Origin of the sequence: Micromonospora sp. NPDC049559 (genome assembly GCF_040676675.1) — a bacterium.
Classification (GTDB): Bacteria; Actinomycetota; Actinomycetes; order Mycobacteriales; family Micromonosporaceae; genus JBFAPK01.
Genome location: NZ_JBFAPK010000002.1, coordinates 285,794 through 302,534, shown reverse-complemented (window position 1 = coordinate 302,534; position 16,741 = coordinate 285,794). Strand labels below are relative to the sequence as shown.

At 71.8% G+C, this 16,741-nt stretch carries 11 protein-coding genes; 8 read left to right on the top strand and 3 right to left on the bottom strand.

Going from position 1 to position 16,741, the window contains the following annotated elements; all coding sequences use genetic code 11:
• Positions 1–124 precede the first annotated feature (124 nt).
• Entirely contained in the window at positions 125–487 is a 363-nt protein-coding gene (locus tag AB0J86_RS04420) for a hypothetical protein (RefSeq protein ID WP_363852389.1), read from the top strand.
• A gap of 83 nt (positions 488–570) precedes the next feature.
• Here AB0J86_RS04420 and AB0J86_RS04415 read toward each other — a convergent pair whose 3' ends face one another.
• Both AB0J86_RS04415 and AB0J86_RS04410 read right to left on the bottom strand, forming a co-directional pair.
• Positions 571–1,170, bottom strand: coding sequence for a GNAT family N-acetyltransferase (locus tag AB0J86_RS04415; protein ID WP_363852386.1), 600 nt, complete (start codon positions 1,168–1,170; stop codon positions 571–573).
• A 43-nt stretch (positions 1,171–1,213) separates the two neighbouring features.
• Entirely contained in the window at positions 1,214–1,846 is a 633-nt protein-coding gene (locus AB0J86_RS04410) for a hypothetical protein (RefSeq protein WP_363852383.1), read from the bottom strand.
• A gap of 243 nt (positions 1,847–2,089) precedes the next feature.
• Here AB0J86_RS04410 and AB0J86_RS04405 point away from each other — a divergent pair, with 243 nt between their 5' ends.
• From AB0J86_RS04405 to AB0J86_RS04395, 3 genes are all read left to right on the top strand, one after another.
• The gene (locus AB0J86_RS04405; RefSeq protein WP_363852380.1) at positions 2,090–3,901 is read left to right on the top strand and encodes a glycoside hydrolase family 15 protein; all 1,812 of its coding nucleotides are present in this window, start codon (positions 2,090–2,092) and stop codon (positions 3,899–3,901) included.
• 122 nt (positions 3,902–4,023) lie between these two features.
• Positions 4,024–5,001: a Gfo/Idh/MocA family oxidoreductase gene (locus AB0J86_RS04400; RefSeq protein ID WP_363852377.1), complete on the top strand. Its 978-nt coding sequence runs from the start codon at positions 4,024–4,026 to the stop codon at positions 4,999–5,001.
• A gap of 168 nt (positions 5,002–5,169) precedes the next feature.
• Positions 5,170–5,559 carry a hypothetical protein gene (locus AB0J86_RS04395; protein ID WP_363852374.1) on the top strand — a complete coding sequence of 130 codons (390 nt, stop codon included), beginning with the start codon at positions 5,170–5,172 and terminating at the stop codon, positions 5,557–5,559.
• A 157-nt stretch (positions 5,560–5,716) separates the two neighbouring features.
• Here AB0J86_RS04395 and AB0J86_RS04390 read toward each other — a convergent pair whose 3' ends face one another.
• Positions 5,717–8,311 (bottom strand): M64 family metallopeptidase, encoded by a 2,595-nt coding sequence (locus tag AB0J86_RS04390; protein WP_363852371.1) that lies wholly within the window; start codon positions 8,309–8,311, stop codon positions 5,717–5,719.
• 459 nt (positions 8,312–8,770) lie between these two features.
• Between AB0J86_RS04390 and AB0J86_RS04385 the strand changes: the two genes are divergently transcribed.
• The 4 genes from AB0J86_RS04385 (at position 8,771) to AB0J86_RS04370 (ending at position 16,731) form a co-directional block, all read left to right on the top strand.
• Positions 8,771–9,646, top strand: coding sequence for a hypothetical protein (locus AB0J86_RS04385; protein ID WP_363852368.1), 876 nt, complete (start codon positions 8,771–8,773; stop codon positions 9,644–9,646).
• Positions 9,647–9,710: 64 nt separating this feature from the next.
• Positions 9,711–12,242: a beta-L-arabinofuranosidase domain-containing protein gene (locus AB0J86_RS04380; protein WP_363852365.1), complete on the top strand. Its 2,532-nt coding sequence runs from the start codon at positions 9,711–9,713 to the stop codon at positions 12,240–12,242.
• 50 nt (positions 12,243–12,292) lie between these two features.
• Positions 12,293–13,732: a glycoside hydrolase family 43 protein gene (locus tag AB0J86_RS04375; RefSeq protein ID WP_363852362.1), complete on the top strand. Its 1,440-nt coding sequence runs from the start codon at positions 12,293–12,295 to the stop codon at positions 13,730–13,732.
• Between the two features lie 107 nt (positions 13,733–13,839).
• Positions 13,840–16,731 carry a discoidin domain-containing protein gene (locus tag AB0J86_RS04370; protein ID WP_363852359.1) on the top strand — a complete coding sequence of 964 codons (2,892 nt, stop codon included), beginning with the start codon at positions 13,840–13,842 and terminating at the stop codon, positions 16,729–16,731.
• The last annotated feature ends 10 nt before the right edge of the window (positions 16,732–16,741 follow it).

The following is a 16,741-nucleotide window of genomic DNA, read 5'->3' as shown; positions in this document are numbered from 1 at the left end:
CGGGCCCGCGTCCATTCGAGCCGGCCCGCACGGCGCGAACCGCCCTGACGACGCGGCGACCGGTGCGAGTGGGTCGAGCCGTACTCGGTTCGCCCGCCCGAAGCGGAAGCAGGATGATGTGGGGGTGGAGAGACCCGGTGACGAGGCGCAGCAGGGCGAGGTTGGCTGGTTTACGGTGCGGTGCGTTTTCCAAGTGGGGTCCGACCCGGCGAGCCAGGTGTACGAGGAGCGGCTGACGTTGTGGCGGGCCCGGAGCTTCGACCAGGCGATCGCGTTGGCGGAGGCAGAGGCGCTCGAATACGTGGCCGACCAGCCGGGCATGACTTTCGCGGGGCTTGCTCAGGCGTATCGGCTGTTCGACGAGCCGGAACACGGGGCGGAGGTCTTCTCGCTGATCAGAGAGAGCGGGCTGGATCCGCAGGCATACCTGACGAGGTTCTTCGACACCGGCCGGGAGAGGCAGGCCGACATCTCTCCTGGTGCCTGACCGGACGATCGCCGTATCCGCCGGGACGAACCGAGACGCGGTGGACGGAACGCAAACCTTCCGCGGGCCAGGCCGCTGTCGCCTCAGACCAGGTCGAGCATCATGTCGATGCCGTCGCCGTCGCCGTTGGTGAACCCGCCCACCTCGACGAAGCCGTGGCGGAGGTAGAACCGGCGGGCACGGTGGTTGGCCGCCCGCACGCCGCCGAACAGCACGACGCGGTCGTGGGCGAGCAGACGCACGGCGTCCCAGGCGGGGGGCAGCAATGCCGCGGCGAGGCCGCGGCCCTGCCAGGCGTCGGCGACACACGGCCCGAACCTGACCGTACGCTCGGGGTCCAGGGCGATGCCGTAGCCCGCGTACCGGGACAGCTCGGCCTCGGCCGGCAGCGAGAAGCTGAGGTCGACCACGCCGGCCAGCGGATCGGTCCGGTGCGCCCGGTGGGCGACGAGCCGGAGCTTGTCGTGCCGGCCGATGGCGTCGATCCAGTCGAGCGCCGCGGCGGCGGGCTCGACGTCGCGGTGCCAGAACCGGCGACTGGTGTGGGACAGGCCGGCGAGGAACGCGGTCAGTGCGACCGCGTCGCCGGCGCGCAGCGCCCGCACGACGAACCGGGTGTCGGCGAGCACCACCTCTCGGGTCAGCGGCGACGGGTCGGCGGCGAGCGCCGCGATGCTGGGCACAGCGCCATGGTCCCGCACCCGCCCGGGCCGGCGGAGACGCGGATCAGGAGACCGCCAGCCGGGTCGCCCAGCGGACCTCGCCGTCGCGGACCAGGAACCCCGCGACGAGCAGCTGGTCGGCCGAGGTAAGCGGCAGCTGCGGGGCGCGGAGCCGGTACCGGCCGGCCATCCAGCCGGTGCCGTCGGCGGCGGCGTGGACCGCCGACATCGTGCTGGTGAAGCCCCCGCCCGGGTTCGGCACGTCGGCGGTGCGGGCGAGCCACGGATAGTGTTCGGCGAGCGCGTTGTACCGCCCGTCCCAGCCCGATCCCGTCCGCCCGTCGTGACCGGCGCCGCCGTCGGTGGCGATCGGCCGGGGCGGTGTGACCCGATCGTCGAGCACCAGCAGCACGTAGTACCCCTCCGGCCCCTGCCGGGGCTGGTCCCGCCAGCCCACCCGCACGATGAGGGACTGTCCGAACTCCGGCCCCAGGTCCGGCATGCTCAGGCCGAAGGCGTCCAGCCGCCGTCCCGGTTCACCGAGGGCCACCCGTACGTCGGCGTGGAAACCGTCGCCGCCATGGCGCCACTCGTCCGCGCGCTCCAGCCGCCGGTGCACCGCGATCCCGGCCACCACCAGCGCGAGGACGAGTACGGCGGCGAGGAGCGTCAAGCGCTGTCGAGGTGATCGGGGCACGGCCACCAGCATGGCCGATCCCCGCCAGCCCGGACGGGAACGGCGCTCGCGGGGCGGTTGGGCGGTGGCCGTGGGCGGGACAACGGGCGGGGGCGGGTTAGTGGGCGGAATCCCCGGGTACGCGCACCGGCGTCCAGCGGACAAGGGTCGGGGGAGGGCGATGTCACCCATGGCGGCACGGCAGGTGGGGCGGACGCCGGCGGGGCGGACGGGCCCGGGCGCCGGTTCTCGTCGGCGCGGGGCATGACGCAGCTGCGGATCTCCGACTACGGCATGCTGGCCGACGGTCGTACGGGGGCGTTGGTCGGGCGGAACGGGTCGGTGGACTGGTGGTGCCCGGGGCGCTTCGACGCGCCCTCGGTCTTCGGCCGGCTCCTCGACCAGAGCGCCGGACACTGGCTGATCGGCCCGGTGGCGCCGGCCGGGGTCGAGCGCGCCTACCTGCCCGACACGCTCGTGCTGCGTACCGTCTTCACCACCCCGGACGGGTCGGTCGCGCTGACCGACGCGTTGGCGCTCGAACCCGGCGCGCGGGAGCACGACATCGGCCTCCACTCGCCCGGCATCCTGCTCCGGATGGTCGAGGGGCTCTCCGGCCACGTGCGGATGCGCCTGGAGTACGCGCCCCGCTTCGCCTACGGGCGGGTGCGCGCGTACCAGTCCGAGCTGGAGGGCGTGGTGGTGGCCAAGGCCGGCGGGGCGATGCTGGCGTTGTCGGGCAGCGTGCCGCTGCACGTCGTCGACGACGACATCCGCCTCGAGTTCGACGTCTCGGCCGGGCAGCGGGAGACCTTCGCCCTGGCGCACGCGCAGGCGTACGGGCACAACCCCGCGCCCCCGCCCGACGTCCCCGGGATGATCTCCGACGCGGCGGAGAGCTGGCGGTCCTGGGGCGCCTCCCACCGGTACGACGGCGCCTATCCCGACCTGGTGCGGCGCAGCTCGTACGTCCTCCAGGGGCTCACCTACCAGCCCAGCGGGGCGGTGGTGGCCGCCCCCACCACCTCGCTGCCGGAGGTGCTCGACGGCGGGCGCAACTACGACTACCGCTTCGTCTGGCTGCGCGACTTCTCCCTCACCCTCCGCGCGCTCTGGGTGGCCAGCTGCCCGACCGAGACGGACCGGCTGTTCAACTGGGTCGCCCACTCCGTCGGCCGGGTCGAGGGAGCGCCGATGCCGATCATGCACGGGGTGGAGGGCGAGCGCGACCTCACCGAGCACCGGATCGAGACGATGGGCGGCTACGCGGGCAACGCGCCGGTGCTGGTGGGGAACGAGGCCTGGCGGCAGCGCCAGTCGGATGTCGTCGGCGAGGTGCTCAGCGCCGCGTGGGTACTGCGCGACCAGCTCGATCCGATGCGCGAGGCGGTACGGCGCCTGCTGCGGGACATGGCGGACGAGGCCGCCGACTCGTGGCGGCTGCCGGACGCCGGGATGTGGGAGATACGCGAAGGGGAGCGGCACCACGTCTCCTCGAAGGTGAGCTGCTGGGTGGCGCTGGACCGGGCGATCCGCTTCGGTGACCGGATCGGCGGCGACCAGCGGCAGCTTGCCCGGTGGGCGGAGGCCCGGGACGAGGTCCGCGCCGAGGTGCTGCGGCGCGGCTGGAACGAGCGCCTCCAGACCTTCACGGGCACCTTCGACTCGGACGATCTCGACGCCTCCCTGCTGGTTCTGCCGATCTTCGAGTTCCTGCCGGCCACCGACGAGCGGATGCGCGCGACCATCCATCGGATCGAACGGGAGCTGTCCCGGGACGGGCTGGTCGTGCGCTGGCCGGGCGAGGCGGCCAGCTTCACGATCTGCTCCTTCTGGCTGGCGTCCTGCCTGGCGCTCGCCGGTGAGCAGGACCGGGCCGTGCACTACTTCGAGCGCATCACGGGGCACGCGAACGACCTGGGGCTGCTGGCCGAGCAGATCGACCCGCGTACCGGCGAACAGTTGGGCAACTTCCCGCAGGCGTTCTCGCACATCGGGCTGATCCACTCTGCCTGGCGCATCACGAAGGCCGAGGGCGGCGGGGGAGTCGCCGAGGACATCGACTTCGTCAGCTGAGGTCGCGGTCGCCGCCCGTACCGCCGGGCGGCCGCGCCGGACGCGGTCGCGCTTCGCGGGCGCGGTTCGTGCGCGTCGCCGGGACCCTGGCCGCGCCGCGACGCGTGAGTAGACTACCGCCGGTGAGGATCGGTGTGCTCGGCGCGGCGCGCATCGCCCCGGCCGCGTTGGTGAAGCCCGCCCGGACCGTCGACGGCGTCGAGGTGGCCGCCGTCGCCGCCCGGGACCGGCGCCGGGCCGAGGCGTTCGCCGTCCGGTACGGCGTGCCGACGGTGCACGACTCCTACGCGGACCTGCTGGCCGACCCGTCGCTCGACGCGGTCTACGTGCCGCTGCCGAACGGCCGGCACGCGCGCTGGACGCTGGCCGCGCTGGCGGCGGGCAAGCACGTGCTGTGCGAGAAGCCGTTCACCTCGAACGCCGCCGAGGCGCGCGAGGTGGCGGCGGTTGCCGAGGCCACCGGCCTGGTCGTGATGGAGGCGTTCCACTACCGGTACCACCCGATGGCGCAGCGCATGGCGGACCTGGTGCACGGCGGCGAGCTGGGGCGGATCCGACGGGTGGAGACGGCGATGTGCTTCCCGCTGCCCCGCTTCTCCGACATCCGGTACGACTTCGACCTCGCGGGCGGCGCGCTGATGGACGCCGGCTGCTACGCCGCGCACTGCCTGCGGCTGCTCTCACCGGCCGAGCCGGAGGTCGTCGAGGCCCGGGCCCTGACGCTGCGGCGGGACCCGCGGGTGGACCGGGCGATGACCGCGCGGTTCGGCTACCCCGACGGGGCCACGGGTCAGCTCAGCACGTCGATGTGGTCCTCCGCCCTGCTGCGGATCCGGGCCCGGGTCGTCGGCGAGTGCGGGACGCTGACGGTCGACAACTTCGTCGCACCGCAGTTCTGGTCGCGTTTCCGGGTGACGGTCGACGGCCGGCGTCGGCGGGAACGGTTCGACGGCGAGGCCACGTACGTCCACCAGCTGCGCGCCTTCGCCGCCGCGGTCCGGGGCGAGCCGACCAACCTCACCCCGCCCGCGGACTCGGTCGCCACGATGTCGCTGATCGACGACATCTACACCGCGGCCGGTCTTCCGCTGCGCGGCTGAGCGCGCGCCCTGAGCTGCGCCCGGGCACGTGCCCGACGGTCGGCGTCGGCGCCGGTCAGGACAGGACAGGACCGAATTACCGCCCATGGTGGAATCCAGTATGGTTGCGCCCGTTCTTTGATCCGAGTTCACGGAACCTTTGGTTCCAGTTCGAGGAAACGGGGGAAAATGTTCAAGAACTGGCTCGGTCGGGTCGGGCTGACCGCCGTCGCCGCCGTGGCGATGATCGCGGGAGTCGGCACTCCCGCCTTCGCCGGCGACACCTACCTGATCCTGTCGGACATCGACGGACACCAGGTGGGGCACATGGTGCACGTCGACGACGGCGACACCTTCAGGATCTACGACGACCAGGCGGACGGCTACGGCCCCACCGGGTACCTCCAGGTCTACGCGCCGGCCGGCCCGGTGACCTGGGTGACGTTGGCGTCCAAGCACAACAGCTCCGGCGCCGGGCACTACGTCAGCTTCCAGTACGACGTGCTCGAAGGAATTCCGTACCGTATGCGGCTCTGCCACGAGCTCGTCGGCTGCGCCAACCAGCCCTTCAACGAGTAGTACGCGTCCCGACCCGACGCGCTCCGGCCCCTTCCGCGACCGCGGAAGGGGCCGGAGTGGTTGCGGGGCCCGCCTCGGTTGTCGAGGACCCGGGGCGGCGCCGTCGCGGCCGGACGCCCCGGTCGAGCGCCCCGGCCGAACGGCCGGAGGGTAGGGGTCAGAGCTTCGCGCAGTCACCCGCCCGGGCGCCGCGCACCGTGTTCGGCGCGCCGAAGTCCCGTACCGGCGCGCTGTTGCCCGCGCAGCTCAGCGCCCCGTCGATCCGGTTGCCGACCAGCACGGGCCCGTACGCCCCGGCCAGCCGGCTGTACCGCTCGTTCGCCGAGACCTGGGTGTTGCCGGTCAGGACGAAGGCGCCGCGCAGCGTGTTGCCCGCGATGGTCACGTCCCGGGTGGTCCCGGTGAGCTGGACCGCGCCCTCGACGGTCGAGCCGAAGATCTGCACCGTGGCGGCGCCCACCGAGGTCACCGTGCCGCGGATCGCGCTGTCCCGGACCACGAGCGAGGCACCGGCGCGTACCGTCACCGGGCCGGTCACCTCGGCGTCGGTCAGGCAGGTCACGCCCTCGGCGGCGGTGACCCGGCCCTGGCGGCCGGTCAGGGTGCTGGTGCAGGCGGGAGCGGCGCCGGGGAGCACGGTGGCCCGGTAGCTCTCGGCCGGGCCGATGTTGCCGGCCGGGTCGATGGCGCGGTGCTCGACGAGGTGCGTACCGAAGCCCGGGACGAAGCCGCCGCTCGGGTGGTCGTCCGGCAGGGTCTGTTCGAACGTCGCCCGGGAGAGCCCGCCGGTGCCGAGGTTGCCGTACGTCAGCGCCTTCACGCTCGTGCCGGAGTGGCGGAACTGGAACGGCGAGGAGGGCATCGGCTGTTCGGGGAAGCCGAAGTAGTTGAACCAGCCGTCCCCGTCCAGCCGGAACTGCCCGACGACGTAGCGCTGCTCGGGATAGCCGGTACGGTCGTCCCGGGGTGTCAGCCACATGTCCCAGCCGTCGAAGTAGACGGGGTGCTCCAGCGCGCCCGGGAGCGTCGTCAGCGGCTCGGAGAGCCGCCGGGGCGCGCTCGGCGCCGCGTTGTCGACGGTCCACTCGACCCGGTCGGCGGCGCGGGCCGGGTCCGCCGGGTCGGTCACGGTCGCGACCAGCCGGTGCGTACCGGCCGCGAGCCGCAGGGCGCCGAGGTCGAGACGCCGGCTGTTGTGCGGGTTCGCCACCGGCGACCCGTCGAGCGACCAGGCGACGTCGAGGATCCGGTCGGTCGGGTGGTTGGTCTCCACGAAGACCACCTCGTCCCCGGCGACCGGGGCCGTGGTCGGCGTCGACGCGGTGATCTCGGCGGCGGGCGGCGACGGTACGGCGCTCGTGTCGCCGACCGTCCACTGCCGGGTCTGCACGAACCGTGGGCCGTTGTAGCCGGAGTCCGTGGCCGTGTTGCCGGTCGACGGGTTGCGTACCCAGTCGATCCCGTCCGGTCCGACCGGGTCGCGGACCTCGGCGTGGACGACCGTGCCGGCGGGCAGGTCGAGCGGGCCGAGGTCCAGGCTGCGGCTGTTGTGCGTGTCGAGCACGGCGCCGCCGGCCCCGCCGATCCGCCAGGTGACGTCCAGCTCGTGGTAGCGCGGGTGGCCGGTCTCGACCCAGAGCACGCCGTCGCGGGGGACCGTACCGGCCGGGGTGTTCCGTACGCTCATCTGCCCGCCGTTGCGCAGGCCGGTGATCCGGGCGACCATGTGCTCCCGGCCCACCTGGTCCCAGTCGAAACCGATCCACCGCATGATCGAGTGCTCGCTGGGCCGGCGCTGGCCGCACGGGTACGAGCCGCCGCCCTCGTGCAGCCCGACGGTGCCGCCGGAGAGGCTCTCCTCGCCCACCCACCGCCACCACTTCTGCTGGTCGGCGACGAACCGCTGCTGGTCGCTGTAGGCGGTGTGGTGGAAGCTGCTCGGCTCGCCGCCGGTGTAGCAGGGGCGGACCACGTCCCGGGAGGAGTACGGGTACTCGTCGGCCATGGTGCCGAGCGAGTGGCCCAGTTCGTGCAGCGAGATCAGCGGGCCCTGCGGCGAGCCGCCGGAGGTGGTCGCGTTGGTGCCGCCGATCCCGCCGTAGGTGAAGGTGTTGAAGATGGCGAGGGTCTGGATGTTCTGCGAGGTCCGCGGGATGCCCAGCACCGGTACGACGTAGTTGTCGAGGATGCGGTTGTGCGCCTGCGTTCCGGTCTCGCAGGGGTTCACGCCGGGCGGGTAGTACCCGGCGTAGCTCGCGCAGTCGACCGGCGCGCCGCCGTAGACGGTGCCCCGGGAGAGCGGGTCGGTGCAGCCCTGCTGGTAGATCATCCGCAGCGCGGTGTTCTTGGTGTCGATCGGCCCCTCGCGCTGGCCGGTGTCGCGGATGGTGCCGTCCGGGTGGCGTACCCGCCCGTCGGGGTCGCACCGGACGCCGTAGTCGATCGAGGCGATCTCGACGGCGTAGACGTTGACGTAGTCGCGGTAGGTCCGGAACGGCTCGGTGGCCCACATGACCGCCAGGTTGCGGTCGACGTCGGCGAGGAAGAGGCTCTGCTGGTCGGCCTGGTACCCGTCGCCCATGATGACCAGGTTGAGTCGCTCGGCCGCCGGTCCGGTGACCTGGATCGGGTGGACCTTCGGCGCGGGCAGCGGGGCCGGCGGGTCGGCCGCCCGGGCCGCCGGGGCGGGGCCCGCGACCAGCAGGCCGGCGGCCAGCGTCGCCGCCGCGAGGAGGGCTCTTCTTCGTCGCACGGACTCACCTCACCTTTCCCGGTGTCGGCACCGTCCCGGCGCCCGACGGTTGACCAGACGGTAGCGACCGTCGTGACCGACGGCACCCGACACCTGACGGAACTCCGGTGGTCCGGCTCCGTCCAACGTCGCAGCCGCGCGGCGTCCGCCGGCTCCGGCCGCGCGGTGCGGAGCCGGGCCGCGCCGCCGCGACCGCTCCCGGGGTACCGGGGCCGCGCCCGCGCCCGCGCCCGCGAAACATTTCAAAAAATTTCGGCGTCGGTCGGGGCCGGTAGCTGGTTCGTTGGGCACTCGAATCTCTGGCCGTTACTCCGATGCAACGGGTTCGACCGCTTGTCGAAAACCTTTTCGTCCGCCATCCTGGCTCCAACGCCAACCCGACCCACCCGCTCCCGAGGGTGCGGTCGGCGCAATCACATCGATCTAGATCGATTTGTGACGTCCGCGAAGGAGGATCAGATGAGGCGATGGTGGCGACCCGCGGTGTACCTGGTGACGCTGGGCCTGGTCCTGACCGGGCCGGGCGTCGCGCAGGCGGCACCCGGCGACGGCCCGGCCCGGACGGCCACGGCACCGGCGGCGACGGTACGGGCGGACGACTGGAGCCCGCCGGCCAACCTGGTCACCCCGCTCGACCAGGTGTGGCGGCACCAGGAACAGACCTACGGCAACCTGTACGGCTTCCGCAACTACGGCTGGGACCAGGTCTTCGCCAACCGCGGCTACCTGAACTTCTGCGTCCGCTGGGACTCGTCGGCCTCGGTCACCGCCGCCCAGCGGGACCAGATCCACGCGGCGCTGGCCCGGCAGTACAAGAAGTGGTTCGACGGGATGGTCGGCCACAACGCCTGGCCCTACCAGCAGGTGCCGATCCGGGTGGTCGGCTGGGCGGTGCGCAACCGGGCCCAGTTGCAGTGGTCCGACTCCTCGGTCGACATCTACGTCGGCGACATCCGGGAGAACGCGCCCCAGTGCGCCGCGCCGTGCGGCCGGTTCTTCAACCAGAACGGCCAGTACCCGAACTGCCCCGGCGGCGCGGCCCGGCACTACGACCAGTCGCTCTGGCTGACCGACGGCTTCGGCGGCGGTGCCGGCGGCGACTGGGGCCAGCGGATGGGCCGCGAGTACTTCATGAACAACCTCAACGCCGAGAGCATGACGATCCTGCTGCACGAGATGGGCCACACGTTCGGCCTCGACGACTTCTACGACTGGACGCCGAGCGGACAGTGCTGCTTCCTCATGAAGGCCGGCAGCGCCAGCACGATCACCGAGTTCGACCGCTGGATGTTCCGCGACTGGTGGCGGCACCTGAAGAGCCGCTACGGCTACTGACCTGGTCGCACCATCCCCGGGTCGCCCGGCGCGGGCCCGGCGACCCCCACCCCCGGAGGTGACCATGCACCGTCCCGCCCTGTCCCGCCGAGCCCTGCTGACCACCGGCGCCGCCGTCGCGGCCGGCACCGCCGCCGCCACGGCCCTGCCGACCCCGTCGCGGGCCGGGGGAGCCGCCGGCCCGCCGGCCGCCGGGGGAGCGCCGCCCCTGGCCGCCACGGCCCGCGCCGACGTCGGCGTCTCCGCGTACGCGTTCCCGCTTCCGGCCGTCACCCTGCTGGCCGGCCCGTTCCAGGCCAACGCCGGTCGCACCCAGTCGTACCTGAACTTCCTCGACCCGGACCGGCTGCTGCACACCTTCCGCCTCAACTACGGGCTCCCGTCGTCGGCGGCGGCCTGCGGCGGCTGGGAGTCGCCCAGCACCGAGCTGCGCGGGCACAGCACCGGGCACGTGCTCAGCGCGCTCGCCCAGTCGTACGCCAGCACCGGCTCGGCGGCCTTCAAGACCAAGGGCGACTACCTGGTGGCGCAGTTGGCGGTCTGCCAGGACCGGGCCACCGCGGCCGGCTACCACGCCGGCTACCTCTCCGCGTACCCGGAGAGCTTCATCGACCGGGTCGAGGCCCGGCAACAGGTCTGGGCGCCGTACTACACGCTGCACAAGATCATGGCCGGGCTGCTCGACATGCACCTGCTGGCCGGCAACGCCCAGGCGTTGACCGTGCTGACCCGGATGGCGGCCTGGGTGAAGTTCCGCAACGACCGGCTCACCCAGACCCAGCGGCAGAACATGCTGGACACCGAGTTCGGCGGGATGAACGAGGTGCTGACCAACCTCTACCAGCTCACCGGGAACGCGGACCACCTGACCACGGCCCGCTACTTCGACCACGCGGAGATCTTCGACCCGCTCGCGGCGAACACCGACGCGCTGGACAACTACCACGCGAACACGCAGATCCCGAAGATCCTCGGGGCGATCCGGGAGTACCACGCCACCGGCACCACCCGGTACCGCGACATCGCCGTCAACTTCTGGGACATCGTGGTCGGCCGGCACACGTACGTCATCGGCGGCAACTCCAACGGCGAGTACTTCAAGGCGCCGAACCGGATCGCCAGCGAGCTCTCCGACAGCACCTGCGAGTGCTGCAACACGTACAACATGCTCAAGCTCACCCGGCAGCTCTTCTTCACCAACCCGGCGCGCCTGGACTACCTCGACTACTACGAGCGGGCGCTCTGGAACCACCTGATCGGCGCGCAGAACCCGAACTCGACGCACGGCTTCCACTGCTACTACGTGCCGCTGCGGGCCGGAGGCACCAAGACGTACAGCAACGACTACAGCAACTTCACCTGCTGCCACGGCACCGGGATGGAGACGCACACCAAGCTCGCCGACAGCATCTACTTCCACAACGGCGAGATCCTGTACGTCAACCTCTTCGCCGCCTCCCGGCTCACCTGGCCCGGTCGGGGCCTCACCGTGCAGCAGGACACCACCTTCCCGGAGAGCCCGTCGAGCCGGCTGACCGTCACCGGATCCGGCGCGATCGACCTGCGGATCCGCATCCCCGGCTGGGCCGGCGGCGCCCAGGTGCGGCTCAACGGCGCCGTGCAGTCGGGAATCGTCGCGGGCAGCTTCGCCCGGATCAACCGCACCTGGTCCTCGGGGGACGTGGTCGAGATCAGCCTGCCGATGGCGCTGACCCGCGAGGCGACCCCGGACAACAGCACCGTCCAGGCCGTCCGGCACGGCCCGATCGTGCTCGCCGGGGCGTACGGGACGACGAACCTGACCTCGCTGCCGACGCTGGACCCGGCCAGCCTGCGCGCGACCTCGACCCCGATGCAGTACACCGCGACCGCCAGCACCGGCACCGTGACGCTGCTGCCGTTCTACAAGATGCACGGCCAGCGGTACACCGTGTACTGGACGGTGACCGGCGCGCCGCCCGCGCCGTTCGTGGCGCACCACCGGTTCGACGAGACCAGCGGCACCGCCGCCGCCGACGCCACCGGCAACGGCCGTACCGGCAGCCTGCTCGGCGGTGCGGGCTGGACGACCGGCCGGACCGGCAACGCGGTCAACCTCAACGGCACGGGCGCGTACGTCGCGCTGCCGGCCGGGCCGCTCGCGGGCGCGACCGCGTTCACCGTCGCGACCTGGGTGCGCCGTACCGCCGCCGGGGCGTGGGCCCGGGTCTTCGACCTCGGCACCGGCACCGGGGCGTACCTCTTCCTCACCCCGCAGAGCGACACCGGCACCGCGCGGTTCGCCATCACCAGCGGAGGAGCCGGCGCCGAGCAGCGCATCGACGCGCCCGCCGCGCTGCCGGTGGGCACCTGGACGCACGTCGCGGTCACCCAGAGCGGCAACCTCGGGATGCTCTACGTCGACGGCGTCGAGGTCGCCCGCAACGCCGCGCTGACGGTACGGCCGTCGGCGCTCGGCTCCACCACCCAGAACTGGATCGGCCGGTCCCAGTACGCCGGCGACCCGTACCTGACCGGCGCGGTCGACGGGTTCCGGATCTACGCCCGGGCGCTGAGCGCGGCCGAGGTCGCCGACCTGTACGCGACCGGACAGTGAACCGGCGGCGGACCCGGCCACCGGGCAGCGGCAGACAGGAGAGCAGTCCAATGCGGAACAGACGATGGTTCCGGCCCGCCGTCGGCGTGGCCGCGGCGCTGCTGGTCGGGGTCGGGCTGACCGGGCCGGCGGTGCCGGCCTCGGCCGCGAACCCCATCATCACCAGCATCTACACCGCCGACCCGGCGCCGCTGGTGGTCGGCAACACGATGTACGTCTACGCCGGGCGGGACGAGGCGGCGGTCGGGGAGAACAACTTCCGGATGCGGGAGTGGCACGTCCTCTCCTCCACCGACGCCAACACCTGGACCCACCACGGCGCGCGGGCCTCGATCGCCACCTTCGGCTGGGCCGGCGCGGACGCCTGGGCCAGCGAGGTCGAGCCGCGCAACGGGCGGTACTACTGGTACACCTCGGTCAACGGCAACGGGCCGGGCTGGATGGACATCGGAGTCGCGGTCGGCGACAGCCCGCTCGGCCCGTTCACCGACGCCAAGGGCGGCCCGCTGGTCAGCGACAGCACCCCGAACTCCTCCGGGCTGAACATCGACCCGACCGTCTTCACCGACGACGACGGGCAGGCGTACCTCTACTGGGGCGGCTACTGGGGAGTCCGGGCGGCCCGGCTCAAGCCCAACATGATCGAGCTGGACGGGCCGGTGGTGACCCCGAGCGGCCTGACCAACTTCTGGGAGGCGCCGTGGATGTTCAAGCGCAACGGCCTCTATTACCTGATGTACGCGGCCAACGACACGAACGGCTGCGTCACCTCGTCCAGCTACGCCTGCCAGCGATACGCGACCGCGACCAACCCGATGGGCCCGTGGACGCAGCGGGGCGTGGTGCTGGACCGGGTCTCCTCGACCACCAACCACGCGGGCGTGGTGCAGTTCGACGGGCAGTGGTACATGGTCTACCACACCGCCGACGCGCCCGGCGGGGGTAACTTCCGCCGCTCGGTCGCGGTGGACCGGCTCTACTTCAACGCCGACGGCACCATGCGGAAGGTGGTGCAGACCGGCGGCGGGCCGGGACCCGGCCCGGGGCAGCCACCGGCCGGTACCAACCTGGCGCCGAGCGCCACCGCCTCGACCTCGTACGTCTCGCCCTGGGAGAGCCTGGCCGCGCTGAACAACGGCGGCGTGCCGGCGAACTCGGCCGACCGCGGCAACCTGGTCTACGGCAACTGGCCGGAGCAGGGCACCCAGTGGGTCGAGTACACCTGGCCGTCGGCCCGCACCGTCAACCGGATCGCCACCTACTGGTTCGACGACAACCAGGGCATCGACCTGCCGGCCTCCTGCCAGGTCCAGTACTGGACCGGCAGCGGCTACGCGAACGTGCCCGGCCAGTCCGGCTGCGGGGTCGCCGGCAACGCCTACAACGTCACCACGTTCAACCCGGTCAGCACCTCGCGATTGCGGCTGAACGTCACGGCCCGGTCCGGCTACTCGACCGGCCTGCTGGAGTGGCTCGCCTTCCAGCCCTGACCCCCGCGCCGCCGGTCCGTCGCGCGGCGGGACCCCCACACCCGCCGCGCGGCGGACCGGCCCCCATCCGAGAAACCCCCGACCCTCGAAACCCTGGAGGTGACCCGATGCGCCTCGCACCGGGCAGGAAGCGGAGATCCTGGGCGGCCGCCCTCGCGGTCGTGCTGGTGGCGGGTGCCCTCGCGGCGCCCGCGACACCGGCGGCGGCGTCGCAGACCATCGGCTATCCGACCTTCTCCGGACCGGCGGTGCCGGCGCCGCCGGTCGGCTACCGCACCGGCAACACCATGCAGGCGATCTACGACGCGGAGAGCGGCGGTACCGACTTCTGGCTGGACCGCCTGCTCGGCCGCCCCGGCAACGACCCCGCCGGAACCTGGCTGATGACCCGGGGCCGTGGCATGTTCATGTACACCCACAACCCGTCGGTGATCGGCTTCGGCGGCAACGCCGCGTACTGGGACAACATCAGCAGCCAGAACGCGTACGCCGTGACCGTCAGCCCCGGCACCTTCACCGAGCAGGTCTCCAGCCGCTGGCAGGGGCCCAGCCACTGGCGGGGCGTCTACACCAGCGGCTCGGTCCGGGTCGAGGTGTCGAAGTTCATCACCCAGCAGAACGTGGCGGTGACCAACCTGAACCTGGTCAACGCCGGTTCCGGCTCCGTCACCCTGCAAGTGCGGGCCACCTCCCCGTACGCCGCGTCGGGCAGCGGCAGCGAGCTGACCGGCAGCCGGGCGGTGAAGAACGGCCTGACCACGATCTACCCGAGGTTCTCCGGGGACGGGTTCACGGTCTCCTCGGGCGGGTTGAACCGGTCGGTGACCCTCGGCGCCGGGCAGAGCCTCAGCACGAAGGTGCAGCTCGGATTCGTGACCAACGAGATCCCGGAGTCGCTGACCGAGTACACCACCTACCGGGGCTACGCCCCGGCCACCGCGTTCGCCACCCATGTGCGGGCGTACCACCGCTGGTGGGCGGAGAACATCCCGTACATCGACGTGCCGGACCCGGCGATCAAGAAGAACGTCTACTACCGCTGGTGGCTGATGCGCTTCAACTACCTGGACGTCGACATCCCCGGGCAGGACTTCCAGTTCCCGACCTCCGTGGAGGGGGCGCTCGGCTACAACAACGCGATCGTGCTGACCCAGCCGATGCACATCGACGACCTGAAGTACCTGCGCAACCCGATCTACTCGTACGGGCCGTGGACGTCGATCGGGCAGGTCTCCCGCAACGGCCGGTTCGTGGACAACCCGGGCGACCCGGAGAACTGGTCCAACTCCTACACCCAGTACGTCTCCGAGGCCGCCTGGCGCAGCTACCAGATCCACGGCGGGCAGCCGGCGATCGTGACGAACCTGGCCCGCTACGCCGAGCAGGACGTCAAGGGCCAGCTCGCGACGTACGACACCAACAACAACGGCGTGATCGAGTACGACTGGGGCGCGATGACCGGCAACGACGCCGACGCGGTGTCGTTCCACTGGCGCTCGGGCAACCTCGACCGGGCCGAGGGGGCGTACGTCTGGAGCAACGCGATGGCCGCCGTGCAGGCGTACACGCTGCTCGGCAACACGGCCAAGGCGAACGAGATGCAGACCATCGCCAACCGGATCCGCGACGGCATCGTCAACGTGCTGTGGAACCCGTCCCGGCAGCTACTGGAGCACCGGCACGTCGCGACCAACACGCACGTACCGTGGAAGGAGATCAACAACTACTACCCGTACTCGGTCGGGCTGATGCCCAACACCGACCAGTACCGGCAGGCGCTGCGGCTCTTCGACGACCCGGCCGAATACCCGATCTTCCCGTTCTTCACGGCGAACCAGCGGGACAAGGCCGCGGCGGCCGCCGCCGGGCAGCCGGGCAGCAACAACTTCTCCACCATCAACTCGACCGTGCAGTTCCGGCTCTACTCCTCGGTGCTGCGTAACTACCCCAACCAGTGGATGACCGCGGAGAACTACAAGCAGCTGCTCTACTGGAACGCCTGGGCGCAGTACATCGGCGGCAACACCCAGTGGCCGGACGCGAACGAGTTCTGGGCGGACTGGAACGGCTCGACCCGGACCATCGCCTACCGCTCCTGGATCCACCACAACATCCTCGGTAGCAGCAACTGGACGGTGATCGAGGACGTCGCCGGCCTGCGCCCGCGTACCGACAGCCAGATCGAGCTGTCGCCCATCAACATCAACTGGTCGCACTTCGCGGTGAACAACCTGCGGTACCGCAACATGGACCTCAGCGTGGTCTGGGACGACCCGGCTGACGGGGTGACCCGCTACTCCGGCGTGCCGCAGGGCTACTCGGTCTACCTCAACGGCACCCGGGCGTTCACCGTGGACCGGCTGACCCGGGTGCTCTACAACCCGGCCACCGGCGCGGTCAGCCTGCCGGCCGGCGGTACGGCCAGCTTCGCCACCGCCGTACCGGGACTCCAGGCGCCGCAGCAGGTGGTGCAGAACAGCGCCCGGATGGTGGACATCTTCGCCAAGGCCGGCGCCGACCTCACCTCGACCACGCCCAACCTGGCCCAGGGGGCGACCGCCACGGCGTCGTACACCGCCTCGGGCACCTCGACCGGGGCCGCCATCGACGGGTTCCCGATCAACGAGCCGATCTGGGGCAGCTACGGGTCGCCGAACGCCACGGACTCGTACGAGCTGAACCTCGGCCAGGCGCGGACGGTGGACGAGGTGCGGCTCTGGTTCCGCGACGACCGGGCCACCAACCGGTACCGCCCGCCGTCGGCGTACAACGTCCAGTACTGGAACGGCAGCGCCTGGGTGAACGCGGCGGCCCAGGCGAAGAGCCCGGCGGCACCGCGGTCGAACTACAACCGGGTCGGCTTCACCCCGGTCAGCACCCAGCGACTGCGGGTGCAGTTCACCCACGCCTCCGGGTGCCGGACCGGGCTGACCGAGATCAAGGCCTACAACCGGGCTGGCGGCACCCTGTTGTCGGCGGCGAGCGCGGGCAGCCCGTAACACCGTCGGC

Excerpts from the sequence above, each read along its gene's own strand:
- AB0J86_RS04380 (WP_363852365.1), top strand. The coding sequence starts at position 9,711 with ATGCACCGTCCCGCCCTGTCCCGCCGAGCCCTGCTGACCACCGGCGCC.
- AB0J86_RS04370 (WP_363852359.1), top strand. The coding sequence starts at position 13,840 with ATGCGCCTCGCACCGGGCAGGAAGCGGAGATCCTGGGCGGCCGCCCTC.
- AB0J86_RS04385 (WP_363852368.1), top strand. The coding sequence starts at position 8,771 with ATGAGGCGATGGTGGCGACCCGCGGTGTACCTGGTGACGCTGGGCCTG.
- AB0J86_RS04395 (WP_363852374.1), top strand. The coding sequence starts at position 5,170 with ATGTTCAAGAACTGGCTCGGTCGGGTCGGGCTGACCGCCGTCGCCGCC.
- AB0J86_RS04375 (WP_363852362.1), top strand. The coding sequence starts at position 12,293 with ATGCGGAACAGACGATGGTTCCGGCCCGCCGTCGGCGTGGCCGCGGCG.
- AB0J86_RS04405 (WP_363852380.1), top strand. The coding sequence starts at position 2,090 with ATGACGCAGCTGCGGATCTCCGACTACGGCATGCTGGCCGACGGTCGT.